At 31.0% G+C, this 17,302-nt stretch carries 16 protein-coding genes and 1 pseudogene; all 17 read left to right on the top strand.

The window, feature by feature from the left end:
• Positions 1-453: pseudogene (gene polC / locus ACRDBA_RS13660) on the top strand (PolC-type DNA polymerase III); the annotation flags it as partial.
• 303 nt (positions 454-756) lie between these two features.
• A complete protein-coding gene (gene rimP / locus ACRDBA_RS13665) occupies positions 757-1,215 on the top strand; it encodes a ribosome maturation factor RimP (RefSeq protein ID WP_438573479.1) in 459 nt (152 codons plus the stop codon).
• A gap of 16 nt (positions 1,216-1,231) precedes the next feature.
• Positions 1,232-2,326, top strand: coding sequence for a transcription termination factor NusA (gene nusA, locus ACRDBA_RS13670; protein WP_438573480.1), 1,095 nt, complete (start codon positions 1,232-1,234; stop codon positions 2,324-2,326).
• A 12-nt stretch (positions 2,327-2,338) separates the two neighbouring features.
• On the top strand, positions 2,339-2,605 hold the full coding sequence (rnpM, locus tag ACRDBA_RS13675; RefSeq protein ID WP_438573481.1) for an RNase P modulator RnpM: 267 nt from the start codon (positions 2,339-2,341) through the stop codon (positions 2,603-2,605).
• Positions 2,598-2,912 (top strand): ribosomal L7Ae/L30e/S12e/Gadd45 family protein, encoded by a 315-nt coding sequence (locus ACRDBA_RS13680; RefSeq protein WP_438573482.1) that lies wholly within the window; start codon positions 2,598-2,600, stop codon positions 2,910-2,912. The genes rnpM and ACRDBA_RS13680 overlap by 8 nt, the downstream gene beginning before the upstream one ends.
• Before the next feature lie 15 nt (positions 2,913-2,927).
• Positions 2,928-4,973, top strand: a complete 2,046-nt coding sequence (infB, locus tag ACRDBA_RS13685; protein WP_438573483.1) for a translation initiation factor IF-2 — start codon at positions 2,928-2,930, stop codon at positions 4,971-4,973.
• Positions 4,974-4,992: 19 nt separating this feature from the next.
• A complete protein-coding gene (gene rbfA / locus ACRDBA_RS13690; RefSeq protein WP_438573484.1) occupies positions 4,993-5,343 on the top strand; it encodes a 30S ribosome-binding factor RbfA in 351 nt (116 codons plus the stop codon).
• Position 5,344: 1 nt separating this feature from the next.
• Positions 5,345-6,319, top strand: coding sequence for a DHH family phosphoesterase (locus tag ACRDBA_RS13695; protein WP_438573485.1), 975 nt, complete (start codon positions 5,345-5,347; stop codon positions 6,317-6,319).
• A complete protein-coding gene (truB, locus tag ACRDBA_RS13700; protein ID WP_438573486.1) occupies positions 6,319-7,197 on the top strand; it encodes a tRNA pseudouridine(55) synthase TruB in 879 nt (292 codons plus the stop codon). Before ACRDBA_RS13695 ends, truB begins: the two co-directional genes overlap by 1 nt.
• A gap of 11 nt (positions 7,198-7,208) precedes the next feature.
• A complete protein-coding gene (locus ACRDBA_RS13705) occupies positions 7,209-8,141 on the top strand; it encodes a bifunctional riboflavin kinase/FAD synthetase (protein ID WP_438573487.1) in 933 nt (310 codons plus the stop codon).
• A gap of 120 nt (positions 8,142-8,261) precedes the next feature.
• Positions 8,262-8,525 carry a 30S ribosomal protein S15 gene (gene rpsO / locus ACRDBA_RS13710; RefSeq protein ID WP_438573488.1) on the top strand — a complete coding sequence of 88 codons (264 nt, stop codon included), beginning with the start codon at positions 8,262-8,264 and terminating at the stop codon, positions 8,523-8,525.
• A 101-nt stretch (positions 8,526-8,626) separates the two neighbouring features.
• A complete protein-coding gene (locus ACRDBA_RS13715) occupies positions 8,627-10,741 on the top strand; it encodes a polyribonucleotide nucleotidyltransferase (protein WP_438573489.1) in 2,115 nt (704 codons plus the stop codon).
• Between the two features lie 118 nt (positions 10,742-10,859).
• Positions 10,860-12,167, top strand: coding sequence for a M16 family metallopeptidase (locus ACRDBA_RS13720; protein ID WP_438573490.1), 1,308 nt, complete (start codon positions 10,860-10,862; stop codon positions 12,165-12,167).
• 79 nt (positions 12,168-12,246) lie between these two features.
• A complete protein-coding gene (locus ACRDBA_RS13725) occupies positions 12,247-12,573 on the top strand; it encodes a YlmC/YmxH family sporulation protein (RefSeq protein WP_438573491.1) in 327 nt (108 codons plus the stop codon).
• A gap of 20 nt (positions 12,574-12,593) precedes the next feature.
• Positions 12,594-13,796, top strand: coding sequence for an aspartate kinase (gene dapG / locus ACRDBA_RS13730; protein WP_438573492.1), 1,203 nt, complete (start codon positions 12,594-12,596; stop codon positions 13,794-13,796).
• A gap of 46 nt (positions 13,797-13,842) precedes the next feature.
• Positions 13,843-14,592: a ClpP family protease gene (locus ACRDBA_RS13735; RefSeq protein ID WP_438573493.1), complete on the top strand. Its 750-nt coding sequence runs from the start codon at positions 13,843-13,845 to the stop codon at positions 14,590-14,592.
• A gap of 175 nt (positions 14,593-14,767) precedes the next feature.
• Positions 14,768-17,236, top strand: coding sequence for a DNA translocase FtsK 4TM domain-containing protein (locus ACRDBA_RS13740; RefSeq protein ID WP_438573494.1), 2,469 nt, complete (start codon positions 14,768-14,770; stop codon positions 17,234-17,236).
• Positions 17,237-17,302 lie beyond the last annotated feature (66 nt).

Consider the following 17,302-nt stretch of genomic DNA (forward strand, 5'->3'; position numbering starts at 1 on the left):
GAAGCATATTATACAACTTACTTTACAGTAAGAGCAGATGATTTTGACGCAGATTTAATATGTAAAGGTCCTGGAGCAATAGAAGCGAAATTGAAAGAATTATATGACTTAGGTAATAAGGTTACGGCAAAGGATAAAGGGATGATTACAGTTCTTGAATTATCCTATGAACTTTATGCAAGAGGCTTTAAATTCTTAAAAGTTGACCTTTATAAATCAGAAGCAGTTAAATTTAAAATTGAAGAAGATGGAATAAGGCCACCTATAAATGCACTTCAAGGAATTGGAGAAAATGCAGCAAAAAGTATTGTTGAAGCAAGAAAAGATGGTGAGTTTATTTCTAAAGAAGATTTAAGATTAAGATCTAAGATATCTAAAACAGCAATAGAAACTTTAGGAAATCATGGGTGTTTAGAAGGAATGTCTGAAACAAATCAATTATCATTATTTTAAGATTTAGTATAAAAAACAAGCATTAAGGGCATGTAATAAATGTAAGCTACATTAAAATATGTAGCTTACCTCTTGTGTTTGTTAGTAAACTATGATAAGATATGGTAAGAAGTGATTTACTAATAGCTGATGATTAGAGTGGGAATGATAATTACCCGCTCTTTCTGTTTAAACGCAACTACTATTAGTTGCGTTTTTCATATAGTTAAATAATAAAATATAATTTTAGAAATTATGTTTTATGGGTAAATTATAAGTAAGTTACTTTTGTAACACAACTGAATATAGAAAAGGAGGGTTAGTATGAAAATTGATGCCTTAATAGAAAGTATTGATCAATTAGTAAGACCTATAGCCGATGAACTAAACTATGAAATTTATCATATTGAGTATGTTAAAGAAAATGGAGAATACTATTTAAGAATATATATAGATAAGGAAGGCGGAATTAAGTTATCTGATTGTGAAGCTTTATCAAGAAGAGTAAGCGACATAATGGATGAAAAAGATCCAATTAAAGAAGCATACTTCCTTGAAGTGTCATCACCAGGTCTTAATAGAGGATTATATACAGATGTACACTTTGAAAAGCAATTAGGCAAAGAAGTTTTAGTTAGATTTACAAAATCACTAGACGGAAGAAAAAATGTAAAAGGTATCTTAAAGGAAGTTACTAATGATTCAGTAGTTATAGAAGCTGAAGAAGTAGTTACTGTTCCAAAAGATAAAATAAAATCAGCAAATTTACAAGGGGAAATTTAATAAGGAGGGTGTAAAGATGAACCAAGAGTTTATAGGTGCTCTTAAAGAAATTGTCAAAGACAAGGGGATTAGCGAAGATTTAATATTTACAACGATAGAGGATGCATTAGTGGCTGCATATAAGAAAAACTATGCTAGTCCAACGACTGCAGCTCAAAACGTTAAAGTTACTATTGATAGGGAAACAGGTGAAATACACGTTTACGCACAAAAGGTAGTTGTAGAAGATGTATATGATACAGTAACTGAAATATCAATAGAAGAAGCCAAAGAAATAAGCCCAAGATATGATTTAGATGATATAGTTGATTTAGAGGTAACACCAAAGAATTTTGGAAGAGTTGCAGCTCAATTAGCTAAGGGTGTAGTTACTCAAAGAATAAGAGAAGCAGAAAGAACAATAGTTTATTCAGAATATAAAGAGCAAGAGTTTGATATAATTACTGGAACTATTCTTAGAAAAGATAAGGGGAATGTTTTTGTTAACCTTGGAAGAATAGAAGGTGTTATAGGACCAAACGAACAAATGCCTGCTGAAGACTATAGATTTAACGAAAAGTTAAAGCTTTATGTTGTTGAAGTTAAAAATGGTTCAAAGGGAGCTCAAGTTTTAGTTTCAAGAACACATCCAGGTTTAGTAAAGAGATTATTTGAACTTGAAGTTCCAGAAATCTTCGAAGGTGTAGTTGAAATTAAGAGTATATCAAGAGAAGCAGGATCAAGAAGTAAAATAGCTGTTTATTCAAATGATGAAAATGTTGATCCAATGGGAGCATGTGTTGGTCCTAAGGGAGTAAGAGTTCAAAACATAGTTAATGAGCTAAAAGGTGAAAAAATTGACATAATTAAATGGAGCAAAAATCCAGAAGAATTTATTGCTAGCGCTTTAAGCCCATCAAGAGTTTTAGATGTTAAGGTAGATGAAGATTCAAAATCAGCAAAAGTTGTTGTTGAAGATAATCAACTTTCATTAGCAATAGGTAAAGAAGGTCAAAATGTTAGACTTGCAGCAAAATTAACTGGTTGGAAAATTGATATAAAGAGCAAGTCACAAGCAGAAGCTGCAAAGACTACTGAAGTTTCAGAAGTAATAGAAGAATCAGCTGAATAGGAGGATTTTTTTATGAAAGTGAAGAAAATCCCAATGAGAATGTGCACAGGTTGTATGGAAATGAAGCCAAAAAGAGAACTTATTAGAGTAGTTAAAACTCCAGAAAATGAAGTTTCAGTAGATTTAACTGGTAAAAAGTCTGGAAGAGGCGCATACATATGCAAGGATCTAAATTGTTTAGAAAAGGCTTTTAAAGCTAAGAGACTTAGTAGAAACTTAGATATATCAATAGATGAGACTATTTATAATAGATTAAGGGAAGAGATAGGAAATGAATAAATTTTTTAATTTCTTAGGATTAGCTAAAAGGTCTGGAAATATAATTGAAGGGTATAGTAAGTGTGATGAACAAAGAAATAGAACAAAATTATTTCTTATAGTAATTTCTAATGATGCATCAAATAGCACTAGAAAGAAATTTGTAAATCATTGCACTATTAAAAATATTCCGTACATAGAGGATTTCTCTAAGGAAGAACTAGGATACCCAATAGGAAGAGAAGAAGTAAAAGTAATCGCTATAAGTGATGAAAATATAGCAAAAAAGCTTATTACCCTTTACCAAGAGGGAAAGGCACAAATTTAACCGGGGGTGATTTTATTGTCAAAAATCAGAGTATATGAATTGGCAAAAGAACTTAATGTAAGTTCAAAAGATCTTATAACGTTATTAATGGAAGAATTTAGCGTAGATGTGAAAAATCATATGAGCGTAATTGAAGATGAAGATGCTGAATTAATAAAAGAATTATTAGGTGGAAGCGAAGAAAGTTCAATTGTTCAAGAATATGAAAATGAATTAGCTGAATCTGTAAATAATCAAGCTAAAAAGAAAAAGAGAAAAAGAGACGAAGATGAAGAAGAAAAAAACATAAGCTACGGAGAAGGTGGTTCAGGAGTTATAGAAATGGGTGAAACTATTACTGTAAAAGAACTAGCTGAAAAGTTAGGTAAACCATCTGCTGATGTAATAAGAACTTTAATATTCACAGGAGTTATGGCAGCTATTAACCAAGAAATAGATTATGCTACAGCTGAAAAAGTATGTGAAAAATATGAGTGCTTAGTTGCTAAAAAAGAAGAAGTAGAAGAATTAGATACTTTTGAAGAAGAAATAGTAGACGAAGAAGCATTAGTTAAGAGACCACCAATTGTTACTGTTATGGGACACGTTGACCATGGTAAGACATCTTTATTAGATGCTATAAGAAAAGCTAAGGTTACAGCTTCAGAAGCTGGTGGAATAACTCAACATATAGGTGCTTATACAGTAAATGTTAATGGAGAAAAATTAACATTCTTAGATACACCAGGACATGAAGCTTTCACAGCAATGAGAGCAAGAGGAGCACAAGTTACAGATGTAGTTATTTTAGTTGTTGCAGCAGATGATGGAATAATGCCACAAACAAAAGAAGCTATAAATCACTGTAAAGCAGCTGAAGTTCCTATGATAATAGCTATAAACAAAATGGATAGACCAGGAGCTGATCCAGAAAGAGTTAAGCAAGAATTAACTGAACATGGATTAGTATCAGAAGACTGGGGTGGAGATACAATATGTGTACCAGTATCAGCTAAGACAGGTGAAAACTTAGAGCAATTACTAGAAATGGTATTATTAACTTCTGAAATGGCTGAATTACAAGCAGATCCAAACAGAAAAGCTAAGGGAACAGTTATAGAGGCAAAGCTTGATAAGGGAAGAGGAGCAGTTGCTACTTTACTTATCCAAAATGGTACTTTACATGTAGGAGATGCAATATTAGTTGGATCTACTTATGGTAGAATAAGAGCAATGTTTGATGATAAAGGAAAGAAAATTAAATCAGCAGGGCCATCAATTCCAGTTGAGATATTAGGTCTTTCAGAAGTTCCAGCAGCAGGAGATAGATTTGCAGTAGTTAAAGATGAAAAAACTGCTAGAAATATGGCTGAAACTAGAAAGCAAAAAATAAAAGATGAAAGCTTCCACTCAGCAAACAGAGTATCTCTTGAAGATTTATATAGCCAAATTCAAGAAGGAACTGTAAAGGAACTTTCAATAATAGTTAAGGCTGACGTACAAGGTTCAGTTCAAGCTATAAAGCAATCATTAGAAAAGCTTTCAACAGATGATGTTAAGGTTAGAGTTATACACAGTGGTGTTGGAGCTATAACTGAAACAGATGTAACATTAGCAACAGCATCTAACGCTTTATTAATAGGATTTAACGTTAGACCTGATAATAATGCAGGAGTAATTGCTGATAGAGATGGTGTTGATATTAAAACTTATAGAATTATCTACGATGCAATAGAAGATGTTAAATCAGCTATGATAGGTATGCTTGATCCAGAATATAAAGAAGTTATAAATGGTAAAGCTGAAGTAAGATTAGTTTATAAGATTTCAAATGTAGGAACAATTGCTGGTTCATACGTTTTAAATGGTAAAATATTAAGAAATTCAGATATAAGAGTTATAAGAGAAGGAATAGTTATATTTGAATCAAAACTAGCTTCATTAAAGAGATTTAAAGACGATGTTAAGGAAGTAAACACAGGATATGAATGTGGTTTAAGCGTTGAGAAATTCAATGACCTTAAAGAAGGCGATATAATAGAATCATACACAATGGAAGCAATCAAGAGAAAAGAGCTTTAATATAAAGAGGTGATTTTGAATGGCTAACTACAGAGGTGGAAGAATAAACGAAGAAGTTAAAAGAGAAATCAGTGTAATTATAAGAGATGAAATTAAAGACCCTAGAATGACAGCAATGGTTTCAGTTACATCTGTTGAAGTTACAAAAGATTTAAGATATGCGAAAGTATTTGTTAGTATCTTTGGAAAAAATGAAGAAGAGAAAAAGGATACATTTGCAGCATTAAAAAGTGCTAGTGGGTATATAAGAAGAGAAATTGGTAGAAGAATCAATTTAAGAAATACTCCACAAGTTATCTTTGAATTAGATGACTCTATCAACTATGGAATGAAGATAGGAGCTCTAATAGAAAGGGTTAAGGAAAAGTAATATGTCTTTAATTGATATAAGTAAGAGTCTTTTAAAAAGTAATAAAATAGGTATTACCTACCATGCATCACCTGATGGTGATGCTGTAGGTAGTGCATTAGGATTATTAGCTGGTTTAAGAAGTTTAAATAAAAATGCTTATCTAATATCAAAAGATAAGCTTTCAGATAACCTATACTTTCTACCTTTAGCTGAAGAGGCAACAGGAGAAGTTTTAGAACCTTTAGAGGGAACTGATACAGTAATAGTTTTAGATTGTGGAAATTATGAAAGAGTTTCAGCTAACCTTAAAGGATTTAGAGGAAAGCTTATAAATGTGGATCATCATATATCTAACGATTATTATGGTGATGAAAACTTTGTTGATGTAAAGGCTGCTGCAACAGCAGAAATAGTATATGATTTATTAGAATACTTAGGTGTGAATTTTGATGAATATACTATTTCAAATAAGCAAATAGGAACGTGTCTATATACATCTTTAGTTACAGACACAGGAGCATTTAGGCATTCTAATGTAAGAGAAAAAACTCATACTATAGCAGCTAAATTAAAGAAATTAGGTGTTGATAACACTTATATATATCAAAGTTTATTTGATAATAAAAGTTTCCAAAAGATAAGGCTGATTGGTAAGGCCTTAGATAAGATGGAACTTCTATTAGATAGAAAAGTAGCTTTAATACAAATTCCTATGTGCTATGCAGAAGAATTAGGTATTGAACTTGGAGATACTTCCGATATTATATCCTTTGGTTTACAAATTAAAGGTGTAGAAGTTTCAGTGCTTATTAAGGAAACAGAAAATGGATCAAAAGCTAGCTTAAGATCAAAGACTAACTTTGATGTAAGAGCTGTAGCTGAAAACTTAGGAGGCGGAGGTCATACAAAGGCTTCTGGAATTACTCTTAATGGAATTTGCATGGATGAAGCAAAGGATAAAATCCTAGAGCAAATTGAAATGGAGTTACGTTAATGAATGGCGTAATTAATATTTTCAAAAATAAAGGAATGACATCTTTTGATGTTGTTAGAAAAATAAAAAAAGTTGCAAAAACAGGTAAAGTTGGACATACAGGGACTCTAGATCCAGAGGCTACTGGTGTTCTTCCTGTTTGTATAGGAAAAGCTACTAAAATAATAGATTATATTATGAATTCTGAAAAAGGATATGATGTTGAATTTAAATTAGGTTTAAAAACTACTACATATGATTTAGAGGGAGAAGTAATAGAAGAAAAGGATACAAGTCACTTAAATGATGATGAGATATTAAAGGCTGTAAATTCATTTAAGGGTGAGTATTCACAAGTTCCTCCGATGTATTCAGCATTAAAGCAAAATGGTGTTAGACTTTATGAACTTGCCAGAAAAGGTATAGAAGTTCATAGAGAAGGTAGATTAATTACCATATATAATATTGAAGACATTGAAATAAATAATCCTTATGTAAAAATGAGGGTAACTTGTTCAAAGGGAACATATATAAGAAGTCTTTGTTTAGATATTGGAGAAACTCTAGGAGTAGGGGCTGCTATGACTGACTTAAAGAGATTTAAAACTTCAATATTTAATGAAGAGCATTCTATAAATATAGATGACTTAACTGAGGAAAATATAGAAAACTATTTAATCTCTATAGAAGATGCATTGAATATTTATGAAAAGATTACTGTTGGAAATAAATACGCAAAGCTTCTTATAAATGGAGTAAGGGTTTTTGATAAAAGACTTAGTTTAGACAATATAGAGCTAAATAAGCTATATAGAGTGTATGATGAAGAAAATTGTTTTATAGGATTAGGAAGCAAAGATAGCCAAGGCTTTAAAATAGAAAAATTATTAAACAATTAGGAGACAATAATATGATAGTATTAAACGATATTATTATAAAGGATAAACATAAGGACAACTATGTTGCTCTTGGAAGCTTTGATGGATTACATCTAGGTCACTTATCGCTTATAAAAAAAGTAGTAGAGATGGCTAGGGAGAAAAATGCAAATAGTATGGTTTTTACATATATAAATCATCCAAGAGCTTTAATTAATAAAGATTTAGCTCCTAAGCTAATAATGGATTTACAAAGTAAAATTCAATGCTTAGAAAAAGAAAAAATAGATGTAGTAGCTCTTAGAAATTTTACACAAGAGTTTATGAAGATGTCTCCTGAAGATTTTATAAAGCTTCTTTGTGAAGATTATAATGTAAAAGGAATAGTAGTAGGTTTTAATTTTAGATTTGGCCATAAAAATCAAGGTGATGTTCATCTTTTAGAAAAGCTAAAAAATAAATATAACTACGAACTTCATGTTATGGAACCTTATAAGTATAAGGAAGACATAATAAGCAGTACAAGAGTAAGAGGAAGTATTCAAGAAGGGAAAGTTTCTGAAGCCTTTGAAATGTTATCTAGGCCATTTATGATAAGAGGAAAGGTAACGCATGGTAAAAAGCTTGGAAGAACAATAGGTTTTCCAACTGCAAATTTATCTTTCAATGAAGATGTAATAATTCCTAAAATAGGAGTTTACTACACAAATGTAGCTTGGAATGGGAAATTATTCAAAGGAATTACTTCTGTTGGGAATAATCCTACTGTAAATGGGCAACAATTAACTATAGAGACTTATATTTTAGATTTTAACAGTATGATTTATGATGAAGAAATAGAAGTCTATTTTATCGAAAGAATTAGAGATGAAAAAAAATTTAATTCTCTTGATGAATTAGTTAATCAGCTATTTAAGGATAAGGAGTTTGCCTTAGAAAATAAAAAAATTATGTTAAATAATTAAAAATTAATTTACAAGTTAAAAAGCATTTGTTATAATAACTCATGAAGAACCTACTTCTAAGATTTGAGGAGGCTATCTCATTTCATGGATATAGGGGATAATTTTACGGAGGTGCGCATAATGGACGCAATAAGAAAGCAAGAAATAATAAGAGAACATGCTAGACACGAAGGAGATACTGGTTCACCAGAAGTGCAAATAGCATTATTAACAGAAAGAATCAATTCTTTAACTGGACACTTAAAAATGCACAAGAAAGATCACCACTCAAGAAGAGGTCTTTTAATGATGGTTGGTTCAAGAAGAGGTCTTTTAAATTACTTAGCAGATCAAGATATCGAAAGATACAGAGAAATAATCAAAAAATTAGGCTTAAGAAGATAGTCTGTAGAGCGGTTTTTAAGCCGCTCTATTATTTTATTAAAACAAATATTTGATATAATAAATACAATTTATGATATGAGAACCTGAAGGGAGGTTACAAAATGAACAATGTAATTCAAACAACTATAGCAGGAAGAGAGTTAAAAGTTGAGTTTGGAAAAGTTGGTATGTTATCAAATGTAGCAGCTTTTGTAAGCTATGGAGATACAGTTATAATGACAAATGTCAATGCTTCAGAAAAACCTAGAGATGGGATAGATTTCTTCCCATTAAGCGTGGAGTATGAGGAAAGACTATATTCAGTAGGAAAAATCCCAGGTGGATTTATTAAGAGAGAGGGAAGACCTTCAGAAAATGCTATACTTTTCGGAAGAGCAGTTGATAGACCTTTAAGACCTTTATTCCCGAAAGGATATAGAAATGATGTTCAAGTAGTTTGTACAGTAGTCTCAGTAGAAAAAGACAACCTACCAGAAATATTAGCAATTAATGCAGCATCAACAGCATTATGCTTATCAAGTATTCCGTTCTCAACACCAGTTGCAGCAGTGCAAGTAGGTCTAATCGATGGAAACTTTATTTTAAATCCAACATCAAAAGAAAGAGAAGAAAGCATATTAGAATTAACTGTTTGTGCAACTAGCGAAAGAGTTATGATGATAGAAGCTGGAGGACAAGAAATTCCTGAAGATACTATGATAGATGCAATTAAGTTTGGATTTGATAAGTGTCAAGATATAATTAAATTCCAAGAAGAGGCTATGGCTAAGTTTGGTAAAGAAAAGATGGTGCCAGAACTTTATAAAGTAAATGCTGAATTAGAAGCAGCAGCAGAAGCTTTTGCAGGTGAAATGGTAAAAGAAGCTATGTGGATTTCAGATAAAGATGAAAGAAATGCAGCTATGGATATAGTAACTGAAAAGGTTTATGCAGAATTTGAAGAAAAATATGCTGAATGCATAGGGGATTTAAAAGAAATATTATACACAATGCAAAAAGAAGTTGTTAGAGATATGCTTTTAAATCATCATAGAAGACCTGATGAAAGAGCATTCGACCAAGTAAGAAAAATAAGCTGTGATGTAGGAATATTACCTAGAACTCATGGTACTGGGTTATTTACTAGAGGATTAACTCAAGTAATGACTGTAGCTACATTAGGGGCTGTAGGTGATATACAAATAATAGATGGTATAGGTGAAGCTGAATCAAAGAGATATATGCATCACTATAATTTCCCAGCATATTCAGTAGGAGAAGTTAGACCGTTAAGAGGACCAGGAAGAAGAGAAATAGGTCACGGAGCTTTAGCAGAAAGAGCTTTAGAACCATTAATTCCTTCACAAGAAGAATTCCCATATACTATAAGATTAGTATCAGAAGTACTTAGCTCAAATGGTTCAACATCACAAGCATCAGTTTGTGGTAGTACATTAGCACTTTTAGATGCAGGTGTACCATTAAAGAGACCAGCTGCTGGTATTGCAATGGGATTAATAACATCAGAAGACCTTTCAAGAGAAGAAGTATTAACTGATATTCAAGGAATAGAAGACTTCTTTGCAGATATGGACTTTAAGGTTGCAGGAACTACTGAAGGTATTACATCAATCCAAGTAGATACAAAAATTAAGGGATTAAGCTTTAAGGTAATTGAAGATGCTATTAAAGATGCTAGAAAAGCTAGACTTCACATTTTAGAAAAAATGGAAGCGTGTATACCACAAGCAAGAAAAGAAGTATCAACATATGCACCTAAAACTTCAATAATCAATATAGATCCAGAAAAAATCAGAGATGTTATAGGAGCTGGTGGAAAAGTTATCAATAAGATAATTGAAGAAACTGGTGTAAAAATAGATATCCAAGAAGATGGAACTGTATTTGTATCATCAGCAGATCATGATGGTGTAAATAAAGCAATAAGTATAATAGAAGGTTTAACTAAAGAAGTTAAAGCTGGAGAAATATACTTAGGAAAAGTTACAAAGATAGCTACATTTGGAGCGTTTGTAGAAATTCTTCCTAATAAAGAAGGATTATGTCATATATCAAAGCTTGATAAAGCTAGAGTAAATAAAGTAGAAGATGTTGTAGCTGTTGGTGATGAAATTTTAGTTAAAGTAACTGAAATAGATAGTCAAGGAAGAGTAAATCTTTCAAGAAAAGATGCTTTAGTTGAAGATGAAGAAAAGTCAGAAGAAGTATCAGAATAAATAGTTGTAACAAAAGGGCAATTTATTGCCTTTTTTCTTTATTTAGAATAATTTTAATATTCTTGAAATAAACTAGAAGCGAATGAAAAATACTATTAAAGAGCTTATAGGAGGCTTTATGCATAATTTATATACACTTAAAAATGGCTTAAGAGTAGTAACAGAATATATTGAACATGTTAATTCAATAAGCGTGGGAGTTATGGTTCAAAATGGATCAAGGAATGAAGATTTAAATATAAATGGGATTTCTCATTTTATTGAGCATATGTTTTTTAAAGGAACGACGAAAAGAACTTCAAAGGAAATAGTTCAAGAAATAGAAAATGTAGGTGGACAGATAAATGCATATACTAGCAAAGAAGCAACTTGCTATTATATTAAGGCGTTAAACACTCATTTAAAGCTTTCTTTAGATATATTATCAGATATGATGTTAAATTCTAATTTTGATGAAGAGGAAATAGAAAAGGAAAAAGGTGTCGTTATAGAAGAAATAAATATGAGTGAGGATACTCCAGAAGATGTTTTAGATAATAATCAATCTAAAGCTATATTTGGTGAAAATCCATTATCATATCCTATATTAGGTACTATAGATACAGTGAAATCCTTTAATAGAAAGAAAATATTAGATTTTATTGCTGATAAATATACTCCTTATAATTCTGTAATATCTATTTGTGGTAAGTTTGATGAAAAAGAAGTAATAAAAATGATAGAAGAGTATTTTGGGAAGTGGGGAGATGGAAGAATATATATTCCAACCTATGAAAATCCTATTTTACTTAATGGAAGCAAATATACAAATAAACAAATTGAACAACTTCATATTAATTTAGCTTATAAGGGTTTACCTTATGCTCATGATAAAGGTTATTCTTTAGTTTTATTAAATAATATTTTTGGAGGTGGAGCTTCATCTATATTATTCCAAAAGGTAAGAGAGGAATTAGGCTTATGTTATACAATATATGCTTATGGTCATCCTTATTTAGGAACAGGACTCGTAAATATATATACAGGCTTAAGTAAGCAGTATGCTGATAAAGCTTTATCGGTAATAAATGACGAAATAAAAAAATTTGCTAGTAATGGTATAAGTAAAGAGCTTTTAGAGATAAATAAGGAAAAAATAAAAGCAAATTATATTTTAGGCTTAGAAAGTACATCTTCTAGGATGTTTGCTAATGCAAAATGTGTTTTACTTCAAAATAAAATAAAAACACAAGATGAAGTTATTGAAAAAATTAACAATATAAACAATGATGACATAGAATATGTATTGGAGACGTGTTTTAAACCAGGAATTATAAGCTCAGCTTATGTAGGTCAAGATATAGAATGGGAAAAGCTAAATCTTATGGTAGAGAATGATATTAGAGCTTACGATAATACTGGAAAAAATGGTAAAACTAAGATATAATTAAATTGTCATAATATTATGTAATAAAGTACCTTTTTTTCGCATAAGATTTACTTAAGAGAATAAGGAGGAGGCTTATATGATTAGAGGGGAAAAAAGAAGACAAGAGTATTATGACGTAGAGGCTAGAATGGATTCAAAATATAGATTGCTAAGTGACTTAGAAAGATATGAAATTTTCAATACAGAAGAAGCAGAAAAGTATGATACTCAACAAGCACTTGATTTTATAATTGATGAAAATGGCAATATACAATTTATAGTAGCAGCTGTTGCTGGAAGTAAATTTGGATTCTTCGGAGGAAGAGAGTATGTAGAAATACCGTGGGAATACGTTACTAAGGTTGGGGCCAATGTAATAGTAGTATCTGCCGACAGAGGAAAAATTAGAAGAGCAAGAGTGTAGATATTAGGGGGGAATTTTACTTGAAGATTATCGTGCAGAAATTTGGAGGTACATCTGTATCAACAGAGGAAAGAAGAGAACAAGTAGTAGCAAAGGTTAAAAAAGCTATTGAAGAGGGGTATTCACCTGTCGTTGTAGTTTCAGCAATGGGTAGAAAAGGAGCTCCTTATGCAACAGATACATTATTATCATTACTTGATAATAATTTTAAAAGAGAAAACAAACAAGCTCAAGATATGTTAATGTGTTGTGGTGAAATAATTAGTGCAGTTGTTATGTCTAATGCATTAGTAAATGCAGGTGTGCAGTCAGTTCCTTTAACAGGAGGTCAAGCAGGTATTGTAACAAATGATTCTTTTACAAAAGCACAACTTATTGATACAAAACCAGAATTGATTCAAAGTATTTTAGAGTCAGGAAAAGTACCAGTAGTTACAGGATTTCAAGGTGTAACTGAAAAAGGTTATTATACTACTTTAGGAAGAGGTGGAAGTGATACTTCAGCTTGTATTTTAGGTGTAGCTTTAGAGGCAGAATCTATTGAGATTTATACAGATGTAGATGGTATTATGACAGCTGACCCTAGAATAGTTGATAATGCATCATTAATAGATGTTATAAGCTATAATGAAGTATTCCAACTAGCAGATCAGGGTGCTAAGGTAATCCATCCTAAGGCTGTAGATTTAGCTAGAAGAGGTAATATACCTTTAGTTATAAAAAATACTATGAATGACTGCAAGGGAACATTAATAAATAATCTTGGAGCTAATAGTATAAATAGCTCATTATCAGGAATAACACATTTAAGTGATAGAATTCAAGTCAAGGTAAGATTAAAGGACAATAAAGATGTTTCTGATTATAGAAGGTTATTAGATATATTAGCTAAGAATCATATAAGCTTAGATCTTATAAATATCTTCCCGACAGAACAGATATTTACAATTGATTCTTATGAAAAAGATACTTTAAAAAGAGTTTTAGATGAAGCTAATATTGTTTATAGCATAATTGAAAATTGTAGTACAATAGCTATGGTAGGCCATGGAATGACTGGTGTGCCAGGTATTATGGCTAAAATAATAAATACTTTAGTATTAAATAATATAGAAGTTCTTCAAACAGCAGATTCTCATATGACTATTTGGTGTTTAATACAATCAGAAAATGTGCCAGAAGCAATTAATTTACTTCACAAAGCATTTAATCTAGGTGAATAAAAAATCTCCTCCTGTACAAAATACTATTATACAGGAGGAGATTTTTATGAATATAGATGAATATTTAAAGTCAGAGGAACCAGATAGAGGTAAAAAAGAGGAATCAGGTAAAGAAGAAGTAAGTGAGGCAAAGGAAAAGAGGGAACAAATAAAAGAATTTGGTAATGCTAATGCAATGTCTCCAGATCAAAGTGTTCAAATACTACCTATAATAGGGCAAATAGAGGGGCATCAAGTTTTGCCACCTCAAACTAAGGCGACAAAGTATGAACATGTAATACCACAATTAATAGCAATAGAGCAAAATGAAAAAGTCAAAGGAATACTTATAGTTTTAAATACTGTAGGTGGAGATGTAGAGGCGGGATTGGCTATAGCTGAAATGATAAATACATTATCTAAACCAACAGTTTCAATAGTTATAGGTGGAGGTCACTCTATTGGAGTACCATTAGCAACATCATCAAGCTATTCATTTATAACACCATCAGCAACTATGATTGTGCATCCAGTTAGAATGAATGGATTTGTAATTGGAGTAGCTCAGACGTTCCATTACTTCCAAAAAATGCAGGAAAGAATTGACAACTTTATAGTAAGAACATCAAAAATAGATAAAGTAGAATTAAAAAATATGATGCTTAAATCTGATGAATTACTTAATGATATGGGAACTATTTTAATTGGAAAGCAAGCTGTAGAATGTGGATTAATTGATGAAGTTGGAGGAATAAAAGATGCTCTAGATAAGTTGAAAGAGCTAATTAAAGAAAACGAAGAAAAAACAGAAAAATAATATAATGTAAAATATAAGGCAGAGAGCGTATTAATAAGATAAGGTGTAAGGCTTTAACTTATTAATATATCCTCTGTCTTTTTGCTGCAAAGGTTGTTTTTTTTATTCAAATGTTTATAATTATATTATGAAAATAAATAACTTACAAATAATGTCAAAATAAAGAGGTGGTAAATTGGCTAGGGGGAAGAGTAAAAAGAGTGCAAGTAAGGGGAATAAAAATAACAATGCTAAAATCAAGGATAAAGAAAAAAATGGTGATATTAAAGGGATAACATATATATGCATAGGAGTATTATTAGCTATAGCTATATATACCCAAATGGCAGGAGCGTTATCTGTTTTTTCACGAAATTTTATATATAATTTACTTGGAATTGGAACTTTTATTTTGCCAGCATATTTAATATATTTTGGAATAGATAGTATAGTATCTAAGGGAAGTTTACAGTTTTCAAGGCGCTTTTTTGGAATAACATTGTTAGTGTTAATATTGATTCTTGGATTTGCAACTGTTAACTTACATGTTTTAGATATTAAGGGTGGTTTTTCAGAAACCTTTGGTGAAGTATTAAAAAATAGGGGAGTTCATGGTGGCTTTATAGGCTTTATAGTTGCATATCCATTAGCAAAACTAATAGGATATATAGGTTCGTATATATTGTACACTGCATTTGGAGCAGTTGGTGCTATATTGATATTAGATATTACTTTATATGACGTTGCAATATATTTTAAAGAGGAAATGGGAAACAAAAAGGTAAGAAGAAAAGTTGTGCCTAGAGAAAAAGAAGAAAAAGAAGAATATGAAGATGTAAAAAGCTTTAAAAATGATTTTATTGATGTAGTACCAAAGGTAGAAGAGAAAGAAAGAGCAGATTTTATAAAAGGTATAAATAATAAAATTAAAATATTAGATTTTATGAAAGCATCATCATTAGATGAAGATGCTTTAAATGGAGAGTTTGCTTCTAATGAGGTTGCAGCAGATAAAGTTAATAGGAATCCATTTAACATTGAAGTTTATGAATCAGAAAAAAATAATTCTAGAGATGATGGTAAAACTAAAGAGGAAGAAAAAGATATTATCGATGATAAGCCAAGATATGAAGAAAAAGGAAGAAAGAAAAGTAAGTTAGATAGCGAAGTTAAGGATGTAGTAAGTAAGGAAATAGAAAGTAGTTTAATAGAAGAAAAAAAAGAAGAAAAAGTTTATTTACATCCAACGGTAGATTTATTAAATATAAACTCTAAAATGAAGTTGAGAAGTGAAGATAAAAAAGAGTTAATAGAAAATGCAGGAAAGTTAGAAGGTATATTAAATGATTTTGGAGTTGATGCAAAGGTTGTTCAAGTAACAAAGGGGCCATCAGTAACTAGATTTGAAATTCAACCTAGTCCAGGAGTGAAAGTTTCTAAAATAGTTAATCTTCAAGATGATATAGCATTAGGGTTAGCGGCAAGTGGTGTTAGAATGGAAGCTCCTATACCAGGAAAGGCTGCAATAGGAATAGAGGTTCCGAATAAAAAGCAAACTCCTGTATTTTTAAGAGAGGTTTTAGATTCAAAGGAATTTAAGACATCAAATAAAAAGCTAGCATTTGCTCTAGGGAAAGATATTGCAGGGAAATGTGTAGTTGGGGATTTAAGTACAATGCCACATATGCTTATAGCCGGAGCTACTGGTTCTGGTAAATCAGTATGTATAAATACACTAATAGTAAGCTTATTATATAAATATAGCCCTGATGATGTTAAACTTTTAATGGTAGATCCTAAGGTTGTTGAGTTAAGTGTTTATAATGGAATACCACATTTATTAATTCCTGTTGTTACAGACCCTAAAAAGGCAGCAGCAGCATTAAATTGGGCTGTAAATGAAATGAATAAAAGGTATAAATTATTTGCAGATTCAGGTGTCAGAAATATAGAAAGCTATAATTCCATGTTTGAAAAAGGAATTGTAGAAGAAAAGCTTCCTTATATTGTGATGATTGTAGATGAGCTTGCTGACTTAATGATGGCGTGTCCAAATGATGTGGAGGATTATATATGTAGACTAGCTCAAATGGCTAGAGCAGCAGGTATGCACCTTATTATAGCAACTCAAAGACCATCAGTTGATGTAATTACAGGAGTTATAAAAGCAAATATTCCATCAAGAATATCATTTGCAGTTTCATCTGGAGTAGATTCAAGAACTATTTTAGATTCAACAGGGGCGGAAAAGCTTTTAGGAAGAGGAGATATGCTTTATTGTCCTATTGGTGAAAGTAAGCCTTTAAGAGTTCAAGGAGCCTTTATTGCAGAAGAGGAAGTTGAAAAGGTAGTTTCGTTTGTGAAAAATAAAGAAGATGTTGTAGATTATGAAGAATCTATTATAGAGCATATAGAAAATGGTGTTCAAGGAGGACGTCAATTAGGAGATGACTCTTCAGAAGGAGATGAGCTTTTAGAAGAAGCAATAAAAATAGTTGTAGAATATAACAAAGCATCTACATCATTTCTTCAAAGAAAGTTAAAAGTAGGTTTTAATAGAGCATCAAGAATTATGGATGAATTAGAAGATAAAGGTATCATATCTCCTATGGAAGGGACTAAGCCTAGACAGGTATTAGTATCTAAAGAAGAATTAGAACAATAATTTAAAAATGCTTGTAAATATGATAGCGGTACATTAAAATAAATTTATGCTCAAAAATAAAAAGAT

Origin of the sequence: Clostridium sp., from assembly GCF_051654825.1 — a bacterium.
Classification (GTDB): Bacteria; Bacillota; Clostridia; order Clostridiales; family Clostridiaceae; genus Clostridium.